Raw genomic sequence first — 17,731 nt, 5'->3', positions numbered from 1 at the left:
CTGATTGAGGTGTCACCTTGTGTGTATGCCTTAACTATTTTTTCTCGCAAGTCGAGCGAGTACGGTTTCATTAGACTTCATTTGTGTACTCCTCTTACTGTACCTCATAAACTTGCAATAGGCTGTATATAACTGCATTTCCTTTACATTAGAATTAATGCAGTGAAAATAATTTAAAATATTTTTCGTTGTCATAAAATTTAGGTAACGTCATTAAAATAATTATATAAAAATGAGTACTTGGATTTAGGATTTACCTAACCAGATAGCTTGAAATAATTAGAATTAACGCATGATTCAATGTTCTTTTGGCATTTTAACTCACCTAATTAATGCAAACTTAACTTACTCTTCTAAGCTTGTGCTACCAAATAATGCCAATTCTTGAAAATAAGACGACAGAACTAAAAGGCGGAAGAAAAAATATTTCATCTAGAAACAACTGGCTTGCAGATGCTGGCGTGGGGGTTTTTCGCGAGTACTGTGTTACTCTATCACTCAGTTTTTACGATTAATTCTCTCGCTCATGTTCTTGGTACTCATCGTTTTGACACAGTAGACGGTAGCCGCAACAACCTGCTTTTAGCAATCATCACTTTAGGTGAAGGTTGGCATAACAATCATCATTACTATCCCGCTTCAGAACGACAAGGCTTTTACTGGTGGGAAATAAATATTACTCATTACATTCTGCAACTACTTGCATGGCTAGGAATCGTTTGGGATTTAAGAACTCCTTCCCAAAAAGACTACAATCAGTCTCATTGTCTATCTACAGAACCTGCTGTGCGATCGCCTCAGTTGCCTTGAAGCTAGATAAACGAATTCTGACAACGTCAGAGTTGTGACTCTTTACGCGATTAATGAGGTAGGAAAATATAACATATTTCGCTAAACACCTTAAAATATGTAAATAATATGTTACATTTATTGTGTGAGGTGAAAAGTAGGAAAGCTAGCTTTGCACGCCGCCGGTGATAGAGGTGCGTTCAATGCCCAAGCAATTCAAGAACCAATTTTTTATCTGAGTGTATAGACCTGAAAAGCAGCGTCGTTGTGCTTCCCAAGATGTCACCGCTGTACTGATGGTAAATACTCTTATCAGGATGTTAATAGTGACAAATCCGTTGGTGTCAGAGCCAACAAAGATATTTACTGCAACATCAAACTGACAGTTGTAACCCCAATTGGGGATAGGAGATAGAGATGGATCATACTATCGAATTAACTTTAGAACAAGAATTTAACCTGAGAAGCTTTTCCGACCAAGTTCAGCAAATGTCTCGCGAACAAGCTCAAGAGTTTTTACTCGCGCAGTATAGATACATGATGGTTCGGGAAACAATCTATCAAGAACTTCTCAAACACGAATGGAATTTAGATCAAAATTCCACTTCTCGATAAAACCACGAAGTGATGGCTTTGCATCATTGAATGAGTCGCTACAGTCACCAAAATTGGAGTATTAACCATGTCAGCTAACACAAATATTACCTCCTTGAACAAGAATCGCAATGCCTGGCGCTGGGGATTTACACCTCAAACTGAAATTTGGAATGGTCGTTTGGCAATGATTGGTTTTGTGTCTGCCGTTCTAATTGAAGTATTTTCTGGTCAAGGTTTGCTTCACTACTGGGGTCTTTTATAAGTTTAGCCTCACTCACAAATTGGCTTTTTAGAGAAGCTAGGATAACCAGATTTAATGAGTTATTTGACACGTACCTTGAATCAACCGCTAGTCGGTAATATGCCAGCAGAGTATGAAAATGCTGAACTTCATTGCCTATTCCTGAACCTATCAAGGATACGTCCAATATGGCATAGAAGACTACAACCCAATTAAATCTAACTAATCCTTGGAGCTAGCCTCATCTCACAACATCACTACAAAGTAAAATTCGAGACGATTTGCATTGGTGGCGTAGAGTACACAATTCAAAGCTTACTCGATCTCCAACAGTTTTCAGACCCAAATGGGGAAGCTCTGCGGCTCGGAATATCCTCAGCTATGTGGTCTCTATTTGGACAGATATGGCCAATGAGTAAGATTTTGGCTACGGTAATGCTCCAGGAGCCACTTGAAGGAAGACGTATTCTTGAAATTGGTTGCGGCATTGGTCTACCTAGCATGGTGGTTAAACAACTCGGCGGAGATATTACTGCTAGCGACTACCATCCTCTTGCTCAGTCTTTTCTACTTGAAAATACGATTCTAAACTCTTTAGCTCCAATCCGCTTTAAAACTGGAGATTGGAACACTGCACTGAGCTTGGGAAAGTTTGACTTAATCATAGGTAGCGATGTTTTATATGAACATCAACATATAGAGCTGATATCCTCATTTATCGATCGCCACTCTAGTAGTCAAGTAGATGTCGTCATCGTCGATCCTGGACGTGGATCGCACCGTGCATTTGCCAGAGAAATGGAACGTCTCGGATATATGCACTCTTGGACTGACTTAAAAGAATACCCAGATAGGGGCATCAAGCCGAAGGGATTCATACTTCGTTTTTCGCGTCATACTCGTTCGGAAAGCGATCATCATAAAATTAATCCCAAACTGAGTCAAACCGAAGAGCGATTTCTTCTAGACGAAACTGAATTCTGAGATTAGATCTCCACTCTGCTTGGTGGTACGGCAGAAGAAATTGTGTTTGGCAGTATCACGACTGGAGCATCTAACGATTTGCAACGAGTGACTGATTTAGCAGAGCGAATGGTGACAACACATGGTATGAGTAAAGTGTTAGGTTCACTCGCTTACCAGCAGGGACAGCAAGCTCTGTTTCTGAGTGACGGTGCGCCTAATCTCCGCCGGATGGTCAGTGAAGAAACGTCGCAGGCAATTGACCGCGAGGTAAAGACATTGTGGAAGCGTCTCATCGACAAGCTTTGAACACGCTCAAGCTCAACCGCGACTTACTTGAGGCGATCGCTACTCAACTGTTAGAGACAGAAGTTATCGAGGGAGAGATGCATAGCTTACTCAGTCAAGTTCGAGACTGCAACTCAATGCAATTGACACATTAAGGCTATCACTGCGTTAGGTGTTTAAAAATCTTGAATATGCCATCGCTCAACGGATTTTATCCCAATTCGATATCGCACAGCCATAAAATTAATCCTTGCTAACAAATCAATATAATTTCGCTTTGGAGAATTTTGATTATGACGTTTACTATCGAGTCTGCACGTTCCATTTTTCCTGATACTCAAATTTCTAATGCGGTTCCAGCTACGGTTGAATCATTCAATCAACTCAGTGGTGAGGATCAGTTAGCTTTACTTTGGTTTGCCTATACCGAGATGGGAGTTACAATCACTCCCGCTGCTGTCGGGGCAGCCAATATGATCTTCGCAGAAAAAACCCTGACTCAAATCCAGCAGATGCCTGCGCAAGAGCAAACGCAAGTGATGTGCGATTTAGTCAACCATACTGATACCCCCATCTGTCGTACCTATTCGGCTTTCGGTACGAATGTGAAATTAGGTTTCTGGTATCAGTTAAGCGAGTGGATGAAACAGGGAATTGTTGCCCCCATTCCAGAAGGCTATCAACTATCTGCGAAAGCATCAGATGTGCTGCAAGCCATTCGTCAACTTGAACCAGGGCAGCAACTTACTGTATTACAAGATATTGTTGTCAACATGGGATATACCTCATCAGTTGACACTCAAAAAATCAAAGAACCCGCAGTTCCTCCTCAACAAGTTGCACCCCGAACTCAGATCAACATTGAAGGCATCAACAATGAAACAGTTCTGAGTTACATGGAGAATATGAACGCCTTTAATTTCCAAGAGGCTGTTGCTTTATTTACTGAAGACGGTGCCTTACAACCCCCTTTCCAAGAACCAATTATCGGTCAAGAATCCATTCTGGCGTATATGCATGAAGAATGCTACGGACTCAAACTGATACCTGAGCAAGGAATCTCTGAACATGTGGAAGGATTTACTCAGATTAAAGTGACGGGTAAAGTGCAGACTCCCTGGGCTGGTGACAGTGTTAACATAAACCTAGCATGGCGGTTCTTGCTCAATCCTCAAGGTAAGATTTTCTTCGTGGCGATTGACGTGCTAGCATCTCCCCAAGAACTGCTAAACATGGGCTTTGTAAGATAAAGGAAGTTCCTGAACGCAAGTATAATAGGCAAGTTTGTTAGACATCCTATACTCTGAGCGTTGGTAAGCGTGAGACAAATAAGCAATCTTGCCTTTTGTCTAACCTGTGCTGCTTTTTTCGGGTTTATCGAATATTATTTAACACTCTGAAATGTTTTTGTAAGCCTCATTTTTGCAACTCTCGCGTACCTATACTTTATTTTAAAAGCCTTCTAAACAAAGCATTTGATTAAGGAAAATTGTGAGAATGTATGTCTAGAACGATGAAGAGTAAATATAGCTAAAAAATAAAAATTAAATAGTATTATTATCAATTTTTTGCCTGTTAATGATTAAGAAAATCATTATTTTGTTAAGTCTACTGATTGTGATGTACAATGAATATATAAATAGCGATCGCGCTAATCGTTAGTGAGGCAACCAGTATGGATGCCAATAAAGTTTTAAAACGATATCAGCCGGCAACAGAGATTTTAGGCAAGAAGACTGGCACGAAATAAGCTTAATTAAAGCAAATCTCAGCGGAGTAGATCTAACCGGAACCAACTTATGCAACTCAGATTTAAGTAGTGCTAATCTTAATTGGGCTAGTTTGAAAAGAGCAAATCTAAAGCGGACTAACTTGAGGCGAACAAAAATGTCAGATGGTAGGCTACACAACGATCTCCTAGCTTCTGCAAATTACTTTGGTTAAAAGGTAACAAGAATTCATAGTTTAACTAGACAAGAAATTCTTGTTTGTTCAATCCTTAACCAAATAATTATGTTTTTGTTGAACTATTAGCTAAACGTGATATTACTGAATAAAGTAATGAGCTTTAACTAGAATTTACTAGTAATGGCAGTGTTTATTTTTTAGCTCAACTAAACGAAAACATACTAAATCAATTAAATTGTGATTTGACTAGATTTGATTTCATTCTTTCATAAAGGAATCCTTTAATGAGTATTGTCAAAAAGTTGATTGTCAGTGCAGATGCCGAAACTCGCTATCCTAGTCCTGGTGAATTAGAACAGATTAAGATTTTAGCTCAGAGTGGTGAACGTCGCTTGCATCTTGCCCAGACGTTGACAGCCAACCGAGAGCGCATTATTAAGCAAGCTGGAAGCCAGCTATTTCAAAGGCGCCCTGATATTGTTTCTCCTGGAGGTAACGCCTACGGTCGAGAAATGACGGCAACTTGCTTACGTGATATGGATTATTATCTGCGTTTGATTACTTATGCTATTGTCGCTGGTGATGCTACGCCAATTGAAGAAATTGGGGTTATTGGTGTGCGTCAGATGTACCGCTCTTTGGGTACTCCAATTGAAGCTGTGGTTGAAAGTGTCCGTGCTATGAAGAATGTTACCAGCACAATGATGTCTGCAGAAGATTCTAGGGAAGCAGGTGGATACTTCGACTATTTAATTGGGGCTATGCAATAATGTTGCCTTACCTTTAGATGAATTTTAGCAATGCCTTGATGTCCTTGATCTGCAAGTCACATCACTTCTGGTAGAAAACGAGCTTGGCTAGATTAAATAAAGTCAAGTTCTTTTTCCTTGGGTGGTTATAGATAATCTACTAAAACTTGGGATTTGAAGGTAGATTAGAGTAATTTGCAGACGTTCAATCTGATCTGTTAAATTCAAAATTTGAACAGAATGCTTCATGCAAATTACCGGAATTCATCACATTGCGATTATTTGTTCTGACTACGAACGCTCGAAAAAGTTTTACATCGAAGTTTTAGGCTGTTCGGTCATTAACGAGACTTTTCGGGCTGCAAGAAATTCTTACAAATTAGATTTAAGAATTGGCAAAGATCAAATCGAGTTATTTTCCTTCCCTCATCCTCCCACAAGACCGAGTACACCAGAGGCTTGTGGTTTAAGACATCTTGCATTTGCTGTTGAAAACTTAGAGGAAACTGTATTCGAATTACAGTCAAAAGGTGTAGAGGTAGAACCTATCAGAGTTGATGAAATAACAGGTAAACGATTTACTTTTTTTCAAGATCCCGACGCACTACCCTTAGAAATTTATCAGTCTTAGATGGAGACGCCTAGCGACTAAAGTTGCGGCTAGACAAACAAAGCCCACCTCCGTGGACTAACCAAAAATGTAGTCTAGATCCTTTGTGTAGAAATCACTTTGACTCCTGACTAACCTCTCTTTCGTCGTGCTTTCCAAGTACCACCATAAGTGTAATTCGGGTTATTGTGACTCAAAGGTAGCCAGCACTCAGGACAAACAAAAATCCACGTCCCCGATTCATCATACTGAACTCGATACAAAACCGGTGCAGGTTGTTTGCACCGGTTACAGAGTTTGAATCGCGATCGCAACGCCATAGTGGTGATTCAATCGTCTCCCTAAGCCAAAGCAGAAGCCTGCGGTTTCGCGAAAATCATGCGTCCTGCACTCGTCTGCAAAGCACTTGTCACAATCACACGCACTTCCCCACCAACGTAACCAATCCCTTCTTCTACGACTACCATCGTGCCATCTTCGAGATAACCGACACCTTGACTTGGTTCTTTCCCTTCTTTGAGAACTTTCAAATCAATGCTATCGCCAGGTAGGTAGGTAGGGCGTACTGCTTGCACCAAATCGTTGATATTTAATACTGGTACTTTCTGAACGCTGGCAACTTTAGACAAGTTGTAATCATTTGTGACTAATGTACCACTGATTTCTTGGGCAAAGCGCACCAATTTAGCATCAACTGTAGGAACATCATCATATTCCATCGGATGAATCAAAATGCGATCGGAGTAAGTTTCCTTCAAGCGATTGAGAATTTCTAATCCCCTACGTCCTCGCATCCTTTTTAAGTCTTTAGCACCGTCTGCAAGTTGCTGCAGTTCTTGAAGCACAAATTGCGGTACTAAAATTTGCCCCTCCAGAAATCCTGTTTCTAGCAGTGTTTCCAAACGACCATCGATGATACAGCTAGTGTCAACGACTTTCGTTGCTGCTGCTTTAAGGGTTCCTTCTGCTAACAAGACAGACTCGACATTGTTGAAATTAATTAGTCTGAGCAACGCTGGACCGTGAGTATCTGCTAAACTCACTCCAGAAAAGGCAAACATGACACTGCCCAACACCGCGATCAACGGCTTAATAAAGCTGAAATCAGCCGGAATTGGTAGTAAAAACAATGGTGCCAACATTAAATTGGCAATGAGTAAGCCTAGCACCAAGCCAATCGCCCGCGTCAAGATCACCTCAATGGGCATTTCCCTGACTTGTTTCTCGATCCGACGGTAGCTAATTTGAAAACTTAGTCCCGCAGCACCACCGATTAAGGCGGCGAAAGCGGCAAAAACCAAGCGCAAAGCTTCAATGTTAGTGACTTGCTGCTGCACATTTTCTGGCAGCAGTTCTGTACTGTAATAGCCGATGCCTGCGCCTGCTACAATGAATGAAATAATAATAATTGCGTCAAGCATTATGCAAATCCAAGGTAGTTGAGTTGCAAGTCTGTTTTTTCAGGATGCAACAACTGGAATTTTGTTTCCTCAGCCATTTGGTTGAGTACTCCTATTATATCTTTAGTGTTCTTCACTGCAGATTTACAGTTGTTGTATGAAATCACTATTCATCATTCAACATTATTATGAGAATTAGTGACTTAGTTAACATACTGAGTAATAAATAAGTTTATTGCACTTCAATATTCCTCCGTTAGGTTCCTTTCAACAACAATATTCTGTAAGCTAGCACAGCTTTATAGCATGACTTTTACAAATTCTTATCTACTGTAGTTGTTTCTCATATTGAGTTAGATACAATAATCACATTTTGATTATTTAGTTTTAATTATCCTGCTCAAATCTTTATTGCATGTCTATTTATTGCTTTAAGACATTTGTCTCCTTGCAACTTCAGACAGTAGAATAAAAATTAAATCAATCATTATCTGAGAAGAATTTACAAGAAATATTTAATTTTTAGAAAAAGAGTTTACAGTTATTCACCATTATTTTAATCTTGGTAGAAAAGCGCGTGTTAGCTAAGTTAAATTTAAGTACAAATATAATTAATTATAGTGAGCCGACCTCTGCCTATATACATATTCCTTTTTGCAGAAGGCGATGCTATTATTGTGACTTTCCCGTATCGATTGTGGGCGATCGCCTGCATGGCGAAAACTCTGGCACAATGTCGCATTATGTAGAAGCGCTGTGTCAAGAAATTACTAGCACAAACACATCAAGTAAACCACTAAAAACTATTTTCTTTGGTGGTGGAACTCCTTCGTTGTTATCTGTCAATCAGCTACAAAAAATTATTGACACTCTCAAGCTGCAATTTGGGATCGTCAACGATGCTGAGATTTCTATCGAAATTGACCCAGGTACGTTTTCCTTAGAACAGTTACAGGGTTATTGTGTCGCCGGAGTGAATCGAGTCAGTCTTGGCGTTCAAGCCTTTCAACCAGAATTATTAAAGATTTGTGGGCGATCGCACACTGTTGAAGATATCTATACTGCAATTGAAATTGTCCGAACTGTCAAAGTCCCTTCATTTAGCCTCGATTTGATTTCTGGTTTACCGTATCAAACCTTAGCGCAGTGGCAAGATAGTTTAGAACAAGTTGTCGCGATCGCCCCGAATCATATTTCAATTTACGATCTTCAGATTGAACCTGGCACAGCTTTTAATCGTTACTACCAAGCTGGAGAACAGCCCTTACCAACTGATGATATGACAGCGCAGATGTATCGCACAGCACAGCAAGTTTTAACATCGGCTGGGTACGAACACTACGAAATCTCTAACTATGCTCAACTTCAGCATCAGTGTCGTCATAACAGCGTCTATTGGCACAATCAACCATACTATGGCTTTGGTATGGGTGCTACTAGCTACGTCCAAGGACAACGATTCACTCGTCCGCGTAAAACACAAGAATATTATCAGTGGGTGAAAGATTACATTGCTGCTCATGGTGTGTTGAATTGCTTACAGACATCTTCCAATGATGTTTTGTTAGAAACACTCATGCTAGGGTTACGCTTAAGCGAAGGTATAAGCCTTGCTACACTAGCGCAACAATTTGGCGTGGAGACAGTGGCAAAAATTTGGCAGTGTTTACAACCCTACTATCAACAAGGTTGGGTGGAACTTGTGGGAACCGATCAACTGCGACTTACCGATCCCGAAGGATTTTTGTTTTCCAACACAGTACTAGCAAGGCTATTTCATCAGCTAGGAAGTGAAATTGGATAATACTGTTTCACTTTGAAGTTGAACCAAGTAAGTCGCACAGGAGAAATTATTTGCATCTTTCATTTGATAAAATGATTCAGCTGATCGTCTCACTCCCAAACATTGATAGGACGGTTATAGTAGCGTTCCTCCAGCCACATGGAAACTTCTTGTGATGAGTTTAGTTGCAATGTACGATCGCTTTGTGGGTCGTAAACTTTCCACTGCATCTTGCCATCAACAACGATTTCTTGAACTTGAGGTTCATCGCTAAACGCGAACAACTGCGAGAAATAACATCTCACACGATTGAAAAGCCCAGATAGTTGAATTTGCTTAGAATTCGATGCTGGCTTTGACCGAGGAACTAGAAGTTCTTGTTCTTTGTAATTGAGCCACTGTTGGTAGTTCATACACTCTCTCACGAAGTTACTTACTGATACTTCTGAATCGATTCAGAATGCTTGCGTTAATCATTGTAACAAGTTTTCTTGATCGATCAAGTTAAAGTGTGTTTCAATTACAGGCATTTAGGAGGAATAGTAGCTCAAAAAATTCATGGAACACGACAAAGCAAGAAAGTCCATCAAACTGCAGGATATTGCTCAAGCTGTCGGGGTTTCGCGAACAACGGTATCAAATGCTTTCAATCGACCAGATCAACTTTCGCCAGAACTGCGCGATAAAATCCTTGAAACAGCCAAGGAAATGGGCTATCCAGGTCCCAACCCAATGGCGCGGATGCTGCGGACAGGAAAAACAGGTGCGATTGGTTTGGTATTTGGTGAATCGCTACCGTATGCATTCAATGACTTAGCTGCGATCGCTTTTTTAAAAGGAGTATCAAGAGTTTGCGAACGCGTCAAAGCAAGTTTACTGATTGTGCCAACACTAGAAAGCAATGCTGCGCAAAAGACAATTGAGCAAGCGACTGTAGACGGGTTTATTATTTACAATTTGCCTGATGACAGTGAAGCACTCGTACGAGTCTTAGAACGTCAGCTACCAGTCGTCGCCGTCGATCAGCCTTCTTTAAAAGATGTACCCTCCGTTGGTATTGACGATCGCCAAGCTGCACGAAAAGCTGCAACACACTTATTAAGTCTCCACCACAAGCAAATTGCCATTATGGCAATGGAGTTGCAATCTGACTTGTATGTTGGCTTAGTGGACACTCAAAGACTTGAACACTCTACGCATCAAATTACTAAACTACGGCTGCAAGGCTACCGAGATGCGATAGAAGAGGCAAGAATTGACTTTAGCCAAGTGCCGATTTATGAGTGTCGCAACGACGAGAATCATGCGCGGGAAGTAGCTATGACTTTGTTGCAGCGCCATCCTAGACCAACTGCAATTTTAGCAATGAGCGATATTTTAGCCTTTGGTGCTTTGCGCAGTGCACAGCAAATGAGTTTAAAAGTTCCAGAAGATTTGTCAATCGTAGGCTTTGATGATATTCCAATAGCTTGGCAAATTCGACCAAGACTCACAACAGTTCAGCAACCACTGGTTGAAAAAGGAGTACTCGCAGCGGAATTATTACTCAGTAAATCTGTAACGAAAACTTCTAAAGTTTTGGGGACAAGGCTTGTTGTGCGTGAATCGTCAGGAACTGCACCAACCGTTTAAAGAGGTCAGGGATCGGGGGTCGGAGATCAGGGAAATTTACATTGAAAAGCGGGAGATTGCATAACGCCTTCATCAACACAAAGTCTCTCTGACCCCTCCTCGATCACTTGCGATGAACATTTTCGGAGTGCTAACGTCTAGGGGCTACTTAGACTTATGGAGCCAAGCTACCTGAAATATGAAGCGATCGCTTGTTAGTCTGACTTTACTTTCAACTTTCATCACCTCTTTTCCTCTAATTGCCTTTGCGACACCACCTCGAACTCCGGATCAAACAGTGGAGTGCGATCTATTAGTTGCTGGAGGGGGACTTGCTGGCGTGGCGACAGCCTATGAAGCCTTGCTAGCCGGAAGAACTGTTTGCGTAACCGAAATTACTGATTGGGTAGGAGGACAAATTTCCGCACAAGGAACCTCCGCACTTGACGAACGTCCAACTCAACGACAGCAGTTGTTTTACTCGCGTGGTTATTTAGAGTTACGTCGGCGTATTGAACGTAAGTACGGCGAGTTAGATCCTGGTAACTGCTGGGTAAGTGAGTCTTGCTTTTTACCGCGTGATGGTCACGTTATCCTCTCAGAAATGTTGCGTGACGCTGCAAGGAGAGGTCGAGGACAGTTTAAATGGTTTCCTTCAACCGTCATCAAAGATTTACAAACAGCCCAAATGGGCGCAGAAAAACGCATTCAAAGTGCGATCGCAATTCAACACCAACCTGCCAAGGGTGCGCCAGCACTCAATACCTATCCGCTATCGCAAACAATTGCTGATGCTTATAGTTACCAAAATTCGCGCTTGTTTACTAAAAATATTGTGCGATTTGTCCCTGCCACAAAGCAAGCAGGAAATGCTCCCAATTGGTATGTTATTGATGCAACGGAAACGGGTGAACTGATTGCGTTAGCAGATGTGCCTTATCGTTTAGGTATCGATCCGCGTTCTTATCTCGAACCGTCTTCTTCCAGCGCAACTAACGATCCTTATTGCACTCAAGGTTTTACTTACACCTTTGCAATGGAGGCAACCCAACAGCCACAAAGACATGTAGAACCACCGTTCTACCAACAGTATGCAAGTTACTACAGTTATGAACTACCACGACTAGCAAGCTTTCCTTTAGTCTTTACCTATCGTCGCATCTGGAGTCCCCGCCAAGGTGAAGCTATGCGCTTTGGTGGGATTTCGTTTACTGCTCCTACTCCAGGCGATATTTCCATGCAAAATTGGACTTGGGGCAATGACTACCGTCCTGGTACGGCTACAGATAACTTGATTTATACTCGCAACCAATTACAAACTACAAGACAGTTGCAACCTGGTGGTTGGATGGGTGGACTGCGGGTAGAAACTTTGCGTAAAGGTGAAGAACACGCTAAAGGTTATTTTCATTGGCTTGTTGCGGGAACTACCGATTCACAACTCGGTGCTGGCGTGAAGGAACCGCACCCGAATAACCGCTACCTCGCAGGACTTGACTCGCCAATGGGAACAGCGCACGGATTATCTAAGTATCCTTATATGCGAGAAGGACGCCGAATTTTAGGACGACCTACCCTAGCTTATCCTCAAGGTTTTACTATATCCGAAATTGATATTTCTCGTCGTAACTATAGTGATAGTTACTATCGCTTGGTTTTGTCGCCACAAAACTATCGTAGCCTTCAAGCTGCCTTAGCTGGCTTGGAAACCGCAGCAGTGATTGCTGGCACTATTCCTCCAAGAGATGTCATGCGGCGGACGCGCTCCACGATTTATCCTGATGCTGTCGGCATTGGTCACTATGCAATTGATTTTCATCCTTGTATGCTCCAAAGCCCTGCGGAACTTCCTGGTAATATCGAGCGCCCTGGCGAACGTCTCGGTGCAGGTCAAGCATATCCTTTTCAAATTCCCTTGCGGGCAATGATTCCCCAGCAAATTGATAACTTACTCGTGTCTGGCAAGAGTATTGCTGTGAGTCATATTGCGGCAGCTGCTTATCGCGTACATTCTTTTGAATGGTCTGCTGGTGCTGCCGCTGGAACTACCGCTGCTTTTGCATTGGAAAGAGCGATCGCCCCCTATCAACTTGTAGCAAGATTACCTTTCCCTGAACCGCAACTTGAAGCCTTACAGCGCCGTCTAGCACAAAATAACAATCCTACCGCTTTCCCTGATACTTCGATTTTTAATGAAGCTTGGGAAGATTGGCAGTAGAAGTTTTGAAAGTAGTTCCCTCAATCTTTACTTTTTGGGGACTTTCTGTTACTATATTTTTATTATAATAGGAATATTGGCAATTTTTCAAAAATAACAAGAATAACAACTACATAAAAAATATATCACAATCTAAACGTATTATTTTATTGCATAGAAATATTTGGTTCACTTAGAATTTTAGTTAAACTAGGTACTTAAAACGCACTTATTTAAAAATTCATTCAGCTAGCTTATGACTATGAGATTTATAACAGGTGTTTACGGCATGGCAACCTCACCAACAGTAGCCCCTGAGAAATCGAGTCAAGTGGCTCCAAAGCTGTATCCCAACTACAAAATCATTGTGTTGAATGATGACTTCAATACTTTTGGGCACGTAGCCGAGTGCCTTGCGAAATACATTCCTGGAATGACAAGCGATCGCGCGTGGGAACTCACAAACCAAATCCATTACGAAGGTCAGGCGATCGTTTGGGTAGGTCCATTAGAACAGGCAGAACTTTATCACCAGCAATTACGACGTGCAGATTTAACAATGGCACCACTAGAGGCAGCTTAACTTAATGAATAATCCCGCTAGTGGCAGATTGGTATTAAACCATTCCACGCATATTCCTGGTTTAATTCCTGTTTTAGAACGCCTTACCAAAGTTGAAGGCATACAAACCATTACTCCAGGAGTTATTGGGCGGGTCAAAGGTCACATTCCCCGAATGCAACTGCGAGTCTCTGTTCCCATTCGGGGAGGCTTTAAATTGATTGTTCGCCAAGGTAAAACTGTACAAGAAGTCTTTATCCTGACTACATTGAGCCAGGATAAGCTTGAAGATGCGATCGCGATCGCCTTGAATAAATGAGTTTGTTATCGTTCTTAAAGTTTTGAATCACAAAGAGTTTTTGAATTAAAATAACTTTCTTAACTCAGCACTCAACATTCAATACTTCACGATGCAAAGCGGTTTAGCTATTCTTCGACTTGTCGTATTGCAACTCGATGCAATGGTAAACAAATAATGCAAGCAAAAGTTAAAAAGTAAGACAAAGCTGCGGTTAATTTAATACCAAGTACTAACACTTCCCAATCTGGAAGGATCAGCTTTTGCATAGCACAAGCTACACAATATACCAGCCAGTAAGCGAAACTCATTCTAAACAAAATTTGTTCATCTTCTAATTCGACCTGTGCTGGATTTGTCTTAGCCAGCAAGACTAAACCAATGATACTAGCAAAGAAAGAAAGCGACAGGATGACATCGTGCCAAACAGAGTGGAGTATCTGCATATAGTTGTATATCAATAATCCAATCGCAAATCAGTCTAAAGGATTAGTGTCTTGGTATACAAAAATAGTTACAAACCTCAACATTAAGAATGTATAATTGCCGCTGCACCGAGTTTTGAGTTATGAATTATGAATTTTGAATACAAATTATAACTAGGTTATCGAGTTAGCCCGATCGCAACAATCCCCAAGATTTAGCTATGGAATAGACTTAAAAATCCAACAAATAACTAACAATTCTTCACTCCTTGATCAACTTCACATGCACCGATACTCACCCAGCTACTTGAACCATCTGGAGAGTGTTCTTTTTTCCATATAGGGGCGTTGTGCTTTAAGGTATCAATCGCATAACGACAAGCCTCAAACGCTTCTGAACGATGAGGACAACCAATGGCAACAAGGACACTAATTTCGCCGATGTGTAAGCGTCCAACGCGGTGATGAATTACAACTCGATTGACATCAGACCAAGTTCTACGAATTTCTGCAGCAATTTGGCGGAATACTTGCATCGCCATTGGTTCGTAGGCTTGATACTCTAGGGATACAACTGGTTTGCCATCTGTTTGATTGCGCACCATCCCACTCATAACAACGATCGCCCCATTAGCAGCGTCATCAGCAAGCGCATAAGCTTCTGCAAGTGATAAAGACGCAAAGGTAATGGCAAAGCTATCTTCAGCTTTTTTAGGAATGGGGGCAGCAAATGAAGTCAATTGATTCATAGTTGATCGCAGTTGAGCTTATTCACAGATTATGACTAACAAGTCGACTCCTCGACAATAAGCGATCGCCCCTAGCTTCCAATCTCATTTATCGTCACAATAATCAAAGTGTTTATTTGATTGATAAGAGCTGCTAGAAGACTTTTATGACCTCAAAAGAAAGCAATTCTCCAGAATCTTTTTGGTTGCGAGTATGGCACAGCCAGAAGGAAAACTTGATTTTAATTCTAATTGCCCTAGTTTTAGCATTCTCGATCAGAACGTTTGTAGCAGAACCGCGCTACATTCCTTCAGATTCAATGCTACCTACATTACACATGGGCGATCGCTTAGTTGTCGAAAAAGTCTCTTACTGGTTGCATCCCCCAATGACGGGCGACATTATAGTTTTTGAACCACCTCCAAAACTACAAACGATGGGTTATGCCAAAGATCAAGCGTTTATTAAACGTGTGATTGGTAAACCTGGCGATATCGTAGCTGTAACTGATGGTAAGGTCTATCTCAACAATCAACCTTTAACCGAAGATTACATTGCTGAACCTCCTATATATCAATGGGGACCCCAGCAAGTGGCGGAAAACGAGTTTTTTGTGATGGGAGACAACCGTAACGATAGTAACGATTCTCATGTTTGGGGTTTTTTACCGCGAGAAAACATTATTGGACATGCTTGTTTTCGCTTTTGGCCTTTGAAGCGCAGTGGATTTGTGTAAGATTTGATGAAACGCCTGGTGACTAAAGTTGCGGCTCAATCAACTTAGTCCACGGAGGTGGACTAAAGAAAAAGCATTTTAGCTGCGATTTCAACCGTTAAGCTTTTTTGTGTTGAACTTTTGTATTATCAAAAGCACAGATAGTGCATCAACTTGCTAATTGTGACTCCTGCTAGTGACAAACGCCGTTGCAAGTCAACCAAATTACGGTATGGTCCAAGCGATGTGCGATTTTGTACTATGGCTGCTGCTAAAGTTTGATCGATAACTGGAATTTTTACTAATATTTCTACTGTTGCTGTATTAGGATTAACTAGCGGCTGTAGATGAAGTTCTTCGTCGTAGTAACAAAACTTCAGCACAACTTCCAAAGGTTTCAGTCGTTGTAACGGCATATTCAAGGCAGCGGCAATATCATCAACGCAGTAGAACTGAACACCACTGCGGCGTAATTCTACAAGCGATCGCGCCTGATGAATTGAGATTCCTGGTAATCTGAGCCAATCATCGACACTCGCTTGATTCACATCGATGCGGATACCTAACGCGGCGGCGATCGCAATTTCAGCTAGCGACTCCATGCGGTAGTATGGGTCATTGAGTAACTTGGTTCGGATTGTCTGAGACTGCAACCAGTTCTGAAGCATCGTGGAGTCAGGTTCTTGCCTGTGAAGCGTATTTCTATTCAAACAATTTTATTTAATAATTGGCGGCGTTTTTGTTCAAATTCATACTCAGAAATCAGTCCGTCTTGGCGTAAATCATCGAGTTGACGTAAAGCATCGGCGATCGCACTAACACGGTTGGAAGTTGCTGATTGATGTGGTGTAGCCGCAAAAACTTCCACATTGCCTTGGGCGCCATTAAAATTGCGGTCAAATTCTTCTGAGTCTTGAGCTAAATACCAAACTCCTTCAATTGCACTAGCAACACGCGGAATTGGTGTCCAGGATAGAAGTAAATATAATACTCCCCACAGCGGTTGTCCTAGATAGAACTTATGCAAACCAGCGATCGGTATTACCGTACCAGTGAAAGCCAAAAGTGCGGCAATTTTTCTACTTTTCAGTTTACTTAACATACTCAGTTTTACTCCACTGTAGCCACACTCATTTTTTGAGAAGACACTAGAATGCTGCATTCAAACAGTGCATCTGATGGCTTTCTTCTTTATGATAAATATTGATTGTTTTAACACACAAGTGAAGTTAGTTGCGATCGCCTTTACATAACTGTCAAGGTCAAACTTTCAGCTCAAAATACCTTGAATTCAGCACCTAGTAGAAATTAGCTTTTTGTCAAGTCGTGAAATTTCGACAAGAATACGATCAAGTGTAGCCTTTGAGTCTAGACTAGAATGATACCAAATGCAACAATAAAGTCTCCTGAGTGAAAACACTCAGTTGAACATAAGTGCCATGGGATTTTTTGACTCTGAGATAGTTCAACAAGAAGCTAGGCAGCTTTTTGAGGATTACCAAGCCTTAATCAAACTTGGTCAAAACTACGGCAAGTTTGACCGCGAAGGCAAAAAGATGTTTATTGAGCAAATGGAAACTCTGATGGAGCGCTATCGAATTTTTATGAAGCGCTTTGAACTATCAGAAGACTTTATGGCTCAAATGACTGCGCAGCAACTACAAACGCAGTTAGGACAGTTTGGCATGACTCCACAGCAGATGTTTGACCAAATGAATCTAACGCTAGAACGCATGAAAGCGGAAGTCGATAAACAGCCATAATCAGGGACTAGGAGTGAGGGGCTAGGAGTGAGGGGCTAGCCCTTTTTTTAACTGTTTGAGCTTGGGGAAAATCATTTAATTGATTAATTCCATTAGCTACTAA

Annotated in this window: 21 protein-coding genes and 2 pseudogenes; 16 read left to right on the top strand and 7 right to left on the bottom strand. The window is 41.4% G+C overall.

The genetic code is table 11. The features are described from left to right. Nucleotides 1-453: 453 nt before the first annotated feature. The 9 genes and pseudogenes from IQ230_RS16795 to gloA2 all read left to right on the top strand — a co-directional run bounded on the left by IQ230_RS16795 (nucleotide 454) and on the right by gloA2 (nucleotide 6,166). A complete protein-coding gene (locus tag IQ230_RS16795) occupies nucleotides 454-810 on the top strand; it encodes an acyl-CoA desaturase (RefSeq protein ID WP_228055055.1) in 357 nt (118 codons plus the stop codon). A 396-nt stretch (nucleotides 811-1,206) separates the two neighbouring features. Beyond that, the gene (locus tag IQ230_RS16790; protein WP_193933334.1) at nucleotides 1,207-1,404 is read left to right on the top strand and encodes an NblA/ycf18 family protein; all 198 of its coding nucleotides are present in this window, start codon (nucleotides 1,207-1,209) and stop codon (nucleotides 1,402-1,404) included. Nucleotides 1,405-1,471: 67 nt separating this feature from the next. Next, nucleotides 1,472-1,648, top strand: coding sequence for a chlorophyll a/b-binding protein (locus IQ230_RS16785; RefSeq protein ID WP_193933332.1), 177 nt, complete (start codon nucleotides 1,472-1,474; stop codon nucleotides 1,646-1,648). Nucleotides 1,649-2,008: 360 nt separating this feature from the next. Continuing rightward, nucleotides 2,009-2,374 (top strand): annotated as a pseudogene (locus IQ230_RS26785) (class I SAM-dependent methyltransferase); the annotation flags it as partial. Between the two features lie 198 nt (nucleotides 2,375-2,572). Then, nucleotides 2,573-3,033, top strand: a pseudogene (locus IQ230_RS16775) (cell division protein FtsH); the annotation flags it as partial. A 138-nt stretch (nucleotides 3,034-3,171) separates the two neighbouring features. Beyond that, complete coding sequence (locus IQ230_RS16770; protein ID WP_193933330.1) at nucleotides 3,172-4,128, top strand: orange carotenoid protein N-terminal domain-containing protein; 957 nt, start codon at nucleotides 3,172-3,174, stop codon at nucleotides 4,126-4,128. Between the two features lie 451 nt (nucleotides 4,129-4,579). Beyond that, nucleotides 4,580-4,822, top strand: a complete 243-nt coding sequence (locus IQ230_RS27710) for a pentapeptide repeat-containing protein (protein ID WP_322742453.1) — start codon at nucleotides 4,580-4,582, stop codon at nucleotides 4,820-4,822. Nucleotides 4,823-5,070: 248 nt separating this feature from the next. After that, nucleotides 5,071-5,556 carry a globin family protein gene (locus IQ230_RS16760; protein WP_193933328.1) on the top strand — a complete coding sequence of 162 codons (486 nt, stop codon included), beginning with the start codon at nucleotides 5,071-5,073 and terminating at the stop codon, nucleotides 5,554-5,556. Between the two features lie 226 nt (nucleotides 5,557-5,782). Further along, on the top strand, nucleotides 5,783-6,166 hold the full coding sequence (gene gloA2 / locus IQ230_RS16755; protein WP_193933326.1) for an SMU1112c/YaeR family gloxylase I-like metalloprotein: 384 nt from the start codon (nucleotides 5,783-5,785) through the stop codon (nucleotides 6,164-6,166). A gap of 110 nt (nucleotides 6,167-6,276) precedes the next feature. Here the strand turns inward: gloA2 and IQ230_RS16750 are convergent, their stop codons facing one another. Together IQ230_RS16750 and IQ230_RS16745 are read right to left on the bottom strand one after the other, a co-directional pair. Beyond that, complete coding sequence (locus tag IQ230_RS16750) at nucleotides 6,277-6,465, bottom strand: hypothetical protein (RefSeq protein ID WP_193933324.1); 189 nt, start codon at nucleotides 6,463-6,465, stop codon at nucleotides 6,277-6,279. A gap of 21 nt (nucleotides 6,466-6,486) precedes the next feature. Further along, a complete protein-coding gene (locus IQ230_RS16745; protein WP_193933322.1) occupies nucleotides 6,487-7,566 on the bottom strand; it encodes a PIN/TRAM domain-containing protein in 1,080 nt (359 codons plus the stop codon). A gap of 556 nt (nucleotides 7,567-8,122) precedes the next feature. Between IQ230_RS16745 and hemW the strand changes: the two genes are divergently transcribed. Then, a complete protein-coding gene (gene hemW, locus IQ230_RS16740) occupies nucleotides 8,123-9,349 on the top strand; it encodes a radical SAM family heme chaperone HemW (RefSeq protein ID WP_193933320.1) in 1,227 nt (408 codons plus the stop codon). An 89-nt stretch (nucleotides 9,350-9,438) separates the two neighbouring features. On the opposite strand, the gene IQ230_RS16735 is transcribed toward hemW, so the two are convergent. Then, complete coding sequence (locus IQ230_RS16735) at nucleotides 9,439-9,741, bottom strand: hypothetical protein (RefSeq protein WP_193933318.1); 303 nt, start codon at nucleotides 9,739-9,741, stop codon at nucleotides 9,439-9,441. A gap of 145 nt (nucleotides 9,742-9,886) precedes the next feature. On the opposite strand from IQ230_RS16735, the gene IQ230_RS16730 reads away from it, so the two are divergent. The 4 genes from IQ230_RS16730 (at nucleotide 9,887) to IQ230_RS16715 (ending at nucleotide 14,017) form a co-directional block, all read left to right on the top strand. Next, complete coding sequence (locus IQ230_RS16730; protein ID WP_193933316.1) at nucleotides 9,887-10,960, top strand: LacI family DNA-binding transcriptional regulator; 1,074 nt, start codon at nucleotides 9,887-9,889, stop codon at nucleotides 10,958-10,960. Nucleotides 10,961-11,138: 178 nt separating this feature from the next. Beyond that, nucleotides 11,139-13,157, top strand: coding sequence for an FAD-dependent oxidoreductase (locus IQ230_RS16725; RefSeq protein ID WP_193933315.1), 2,019 nt, complete (start codon nucleotides 11,139-11,141; stop codon nucleotides 13,155-13,157). A gap of 268 nt (nucleotides 13,158-13,425) precedes the next feature. Next, nucleotides 13,426-13,719, top strand: coding sequence for an ATP-dependent Clp protease adapter ClpS (gene clpS / locus IQ230_RS16720; RefSeq protein WP_228055059.1), 294 nt, complete (start codon nucleotides 13,426-13,428; stop codon nucleotides 13,717-13,719). A 4-nt stretch (nucleotides 13,720-13,723) separates the two neighbouring features. Beyond that, nucleotides 13,724-14,017, top strand: coding sequence for a DUF2103 domain-containing protein (locus IQ230_RS16715; protein ID WP_193933313.1), 294 nt, complete (start codon nucleotides 13,724-13,726; stop codon nucleotides 14,015-14,017). Nucleotides 14,018-14,124: 107 nt separating this feature from the next. Here the strand turns inward: IQ230_RS16715 and IQ230_RS16710 are convergent, their stop codons facing one another. Together IQ230_RS16710 and IQ230_RS16705 are read right to left on the bottom strand one after the other, a co-directional pair. After that, complete coding sequence (locus tag IQ230_RS16710; protein ID WP_193933311.1) at nucleotides 14,125-14,442, bottom strand: hypothetical protein; 318 nt, start codon at nucleotides 14,440-14,442, stop codon at nucleotides 14,125-14,127. A gap of 230 nt (nucleotides 14,443-14,672) precedes the next feature. Beyond that, nucleotides 14,673-15,170 (bottom strand): molybdenum cofactor biosynthesis protein MoaE, encoded by a 498-nt coding sequence (locus tag IQ230_RS16705; RefSeq protein ID WP_193933309.1) that lies wholly within the window; start codon nucleotides 15,168-15,170, stop codon nucleotides 14,673-14,675. A 146-nt stretch (nucleotides 15,171-15,316) separates the two neighbouring features. Here IQ230_RS16705 and lepB point away from each other — a divergent pair, with 146 nt between their 5' ends. After that, complete coding sequence (gene lepB, locus IQ230_RS16700; RefSeq protein WP_193933307.1) at nucleotides 15,317-15,886, top strand: signal peptidase I; 570 nt, start codon at nucleotides 15,317-15,319, stop codon at nucleotides 15,884-15,886. 128 nt (nucleotides 15,887-16,014) lie between these two features. Here the strand turns inward: lepB and IQ230_RS16695 are convergent, their stop codons facing one another. Next, nucleotides 16,015-16,533: a helix-hairpin-helix domain-containing protein gene (locus IQ230_RS16695; RefSeq protein ID WP_193933305.1), complete on the bottom strand. Its 519-nt coding sequence runs from the start codon at nucleotides 16,531-16,533 to the stop codon at nucleotides 16,015-16,017. 38 nt (nucleotides 16,534-16,571) lie between these two features. Beyond that, on the bottom strand, nucleotides 16,572-16,967 hold the full coding sequence (locus tag IQ230_RS16690) for an NINE protein (RefSeq protein WP_193933303.1): 396 nt from the start codon (nucleotides 16,965-16,967) through the stop codon (nucleotides 16,572-16,574). A gap of 337 nt (nucleotides 16,968-17,304) precedes the next feature. On the opposite strand from IQ230_RS16690, the gene IQ230_RS16685 reads away from it, so the two are divergent. After that, nucleotides 17,305-17,628 carry a DUF1825 family protein gene (locus tag IQ230_RS16685; protein WP_193933301.1) on the top strand — a complete coding sequence of 108 codons (324 nt, stop codon included), beginning with the start codon at nucleotides 17,305-17,307 and terminating at the stop codon, nucleotides 17,626-17,628. The last annotated feature ends 103 nt before the right edge of the window (nucleotides 17,629-17,731 follow it).

The sequence above is a fragment of the Gloeocapsopsis crepidinum LEGE 06123 genome (assembly GCF_015207655.1).
GTDB lineage: Bacteria > Cyanobacteriota > Cyanobacteriia > Cyanobacteriales > Chroococcidiopsidaceae > Gloeocapsopsis > Gloeocapsopsis crepidinum.
This window is presented reverse-complemented; position numbering and strand designations above follow the sequence as displayed.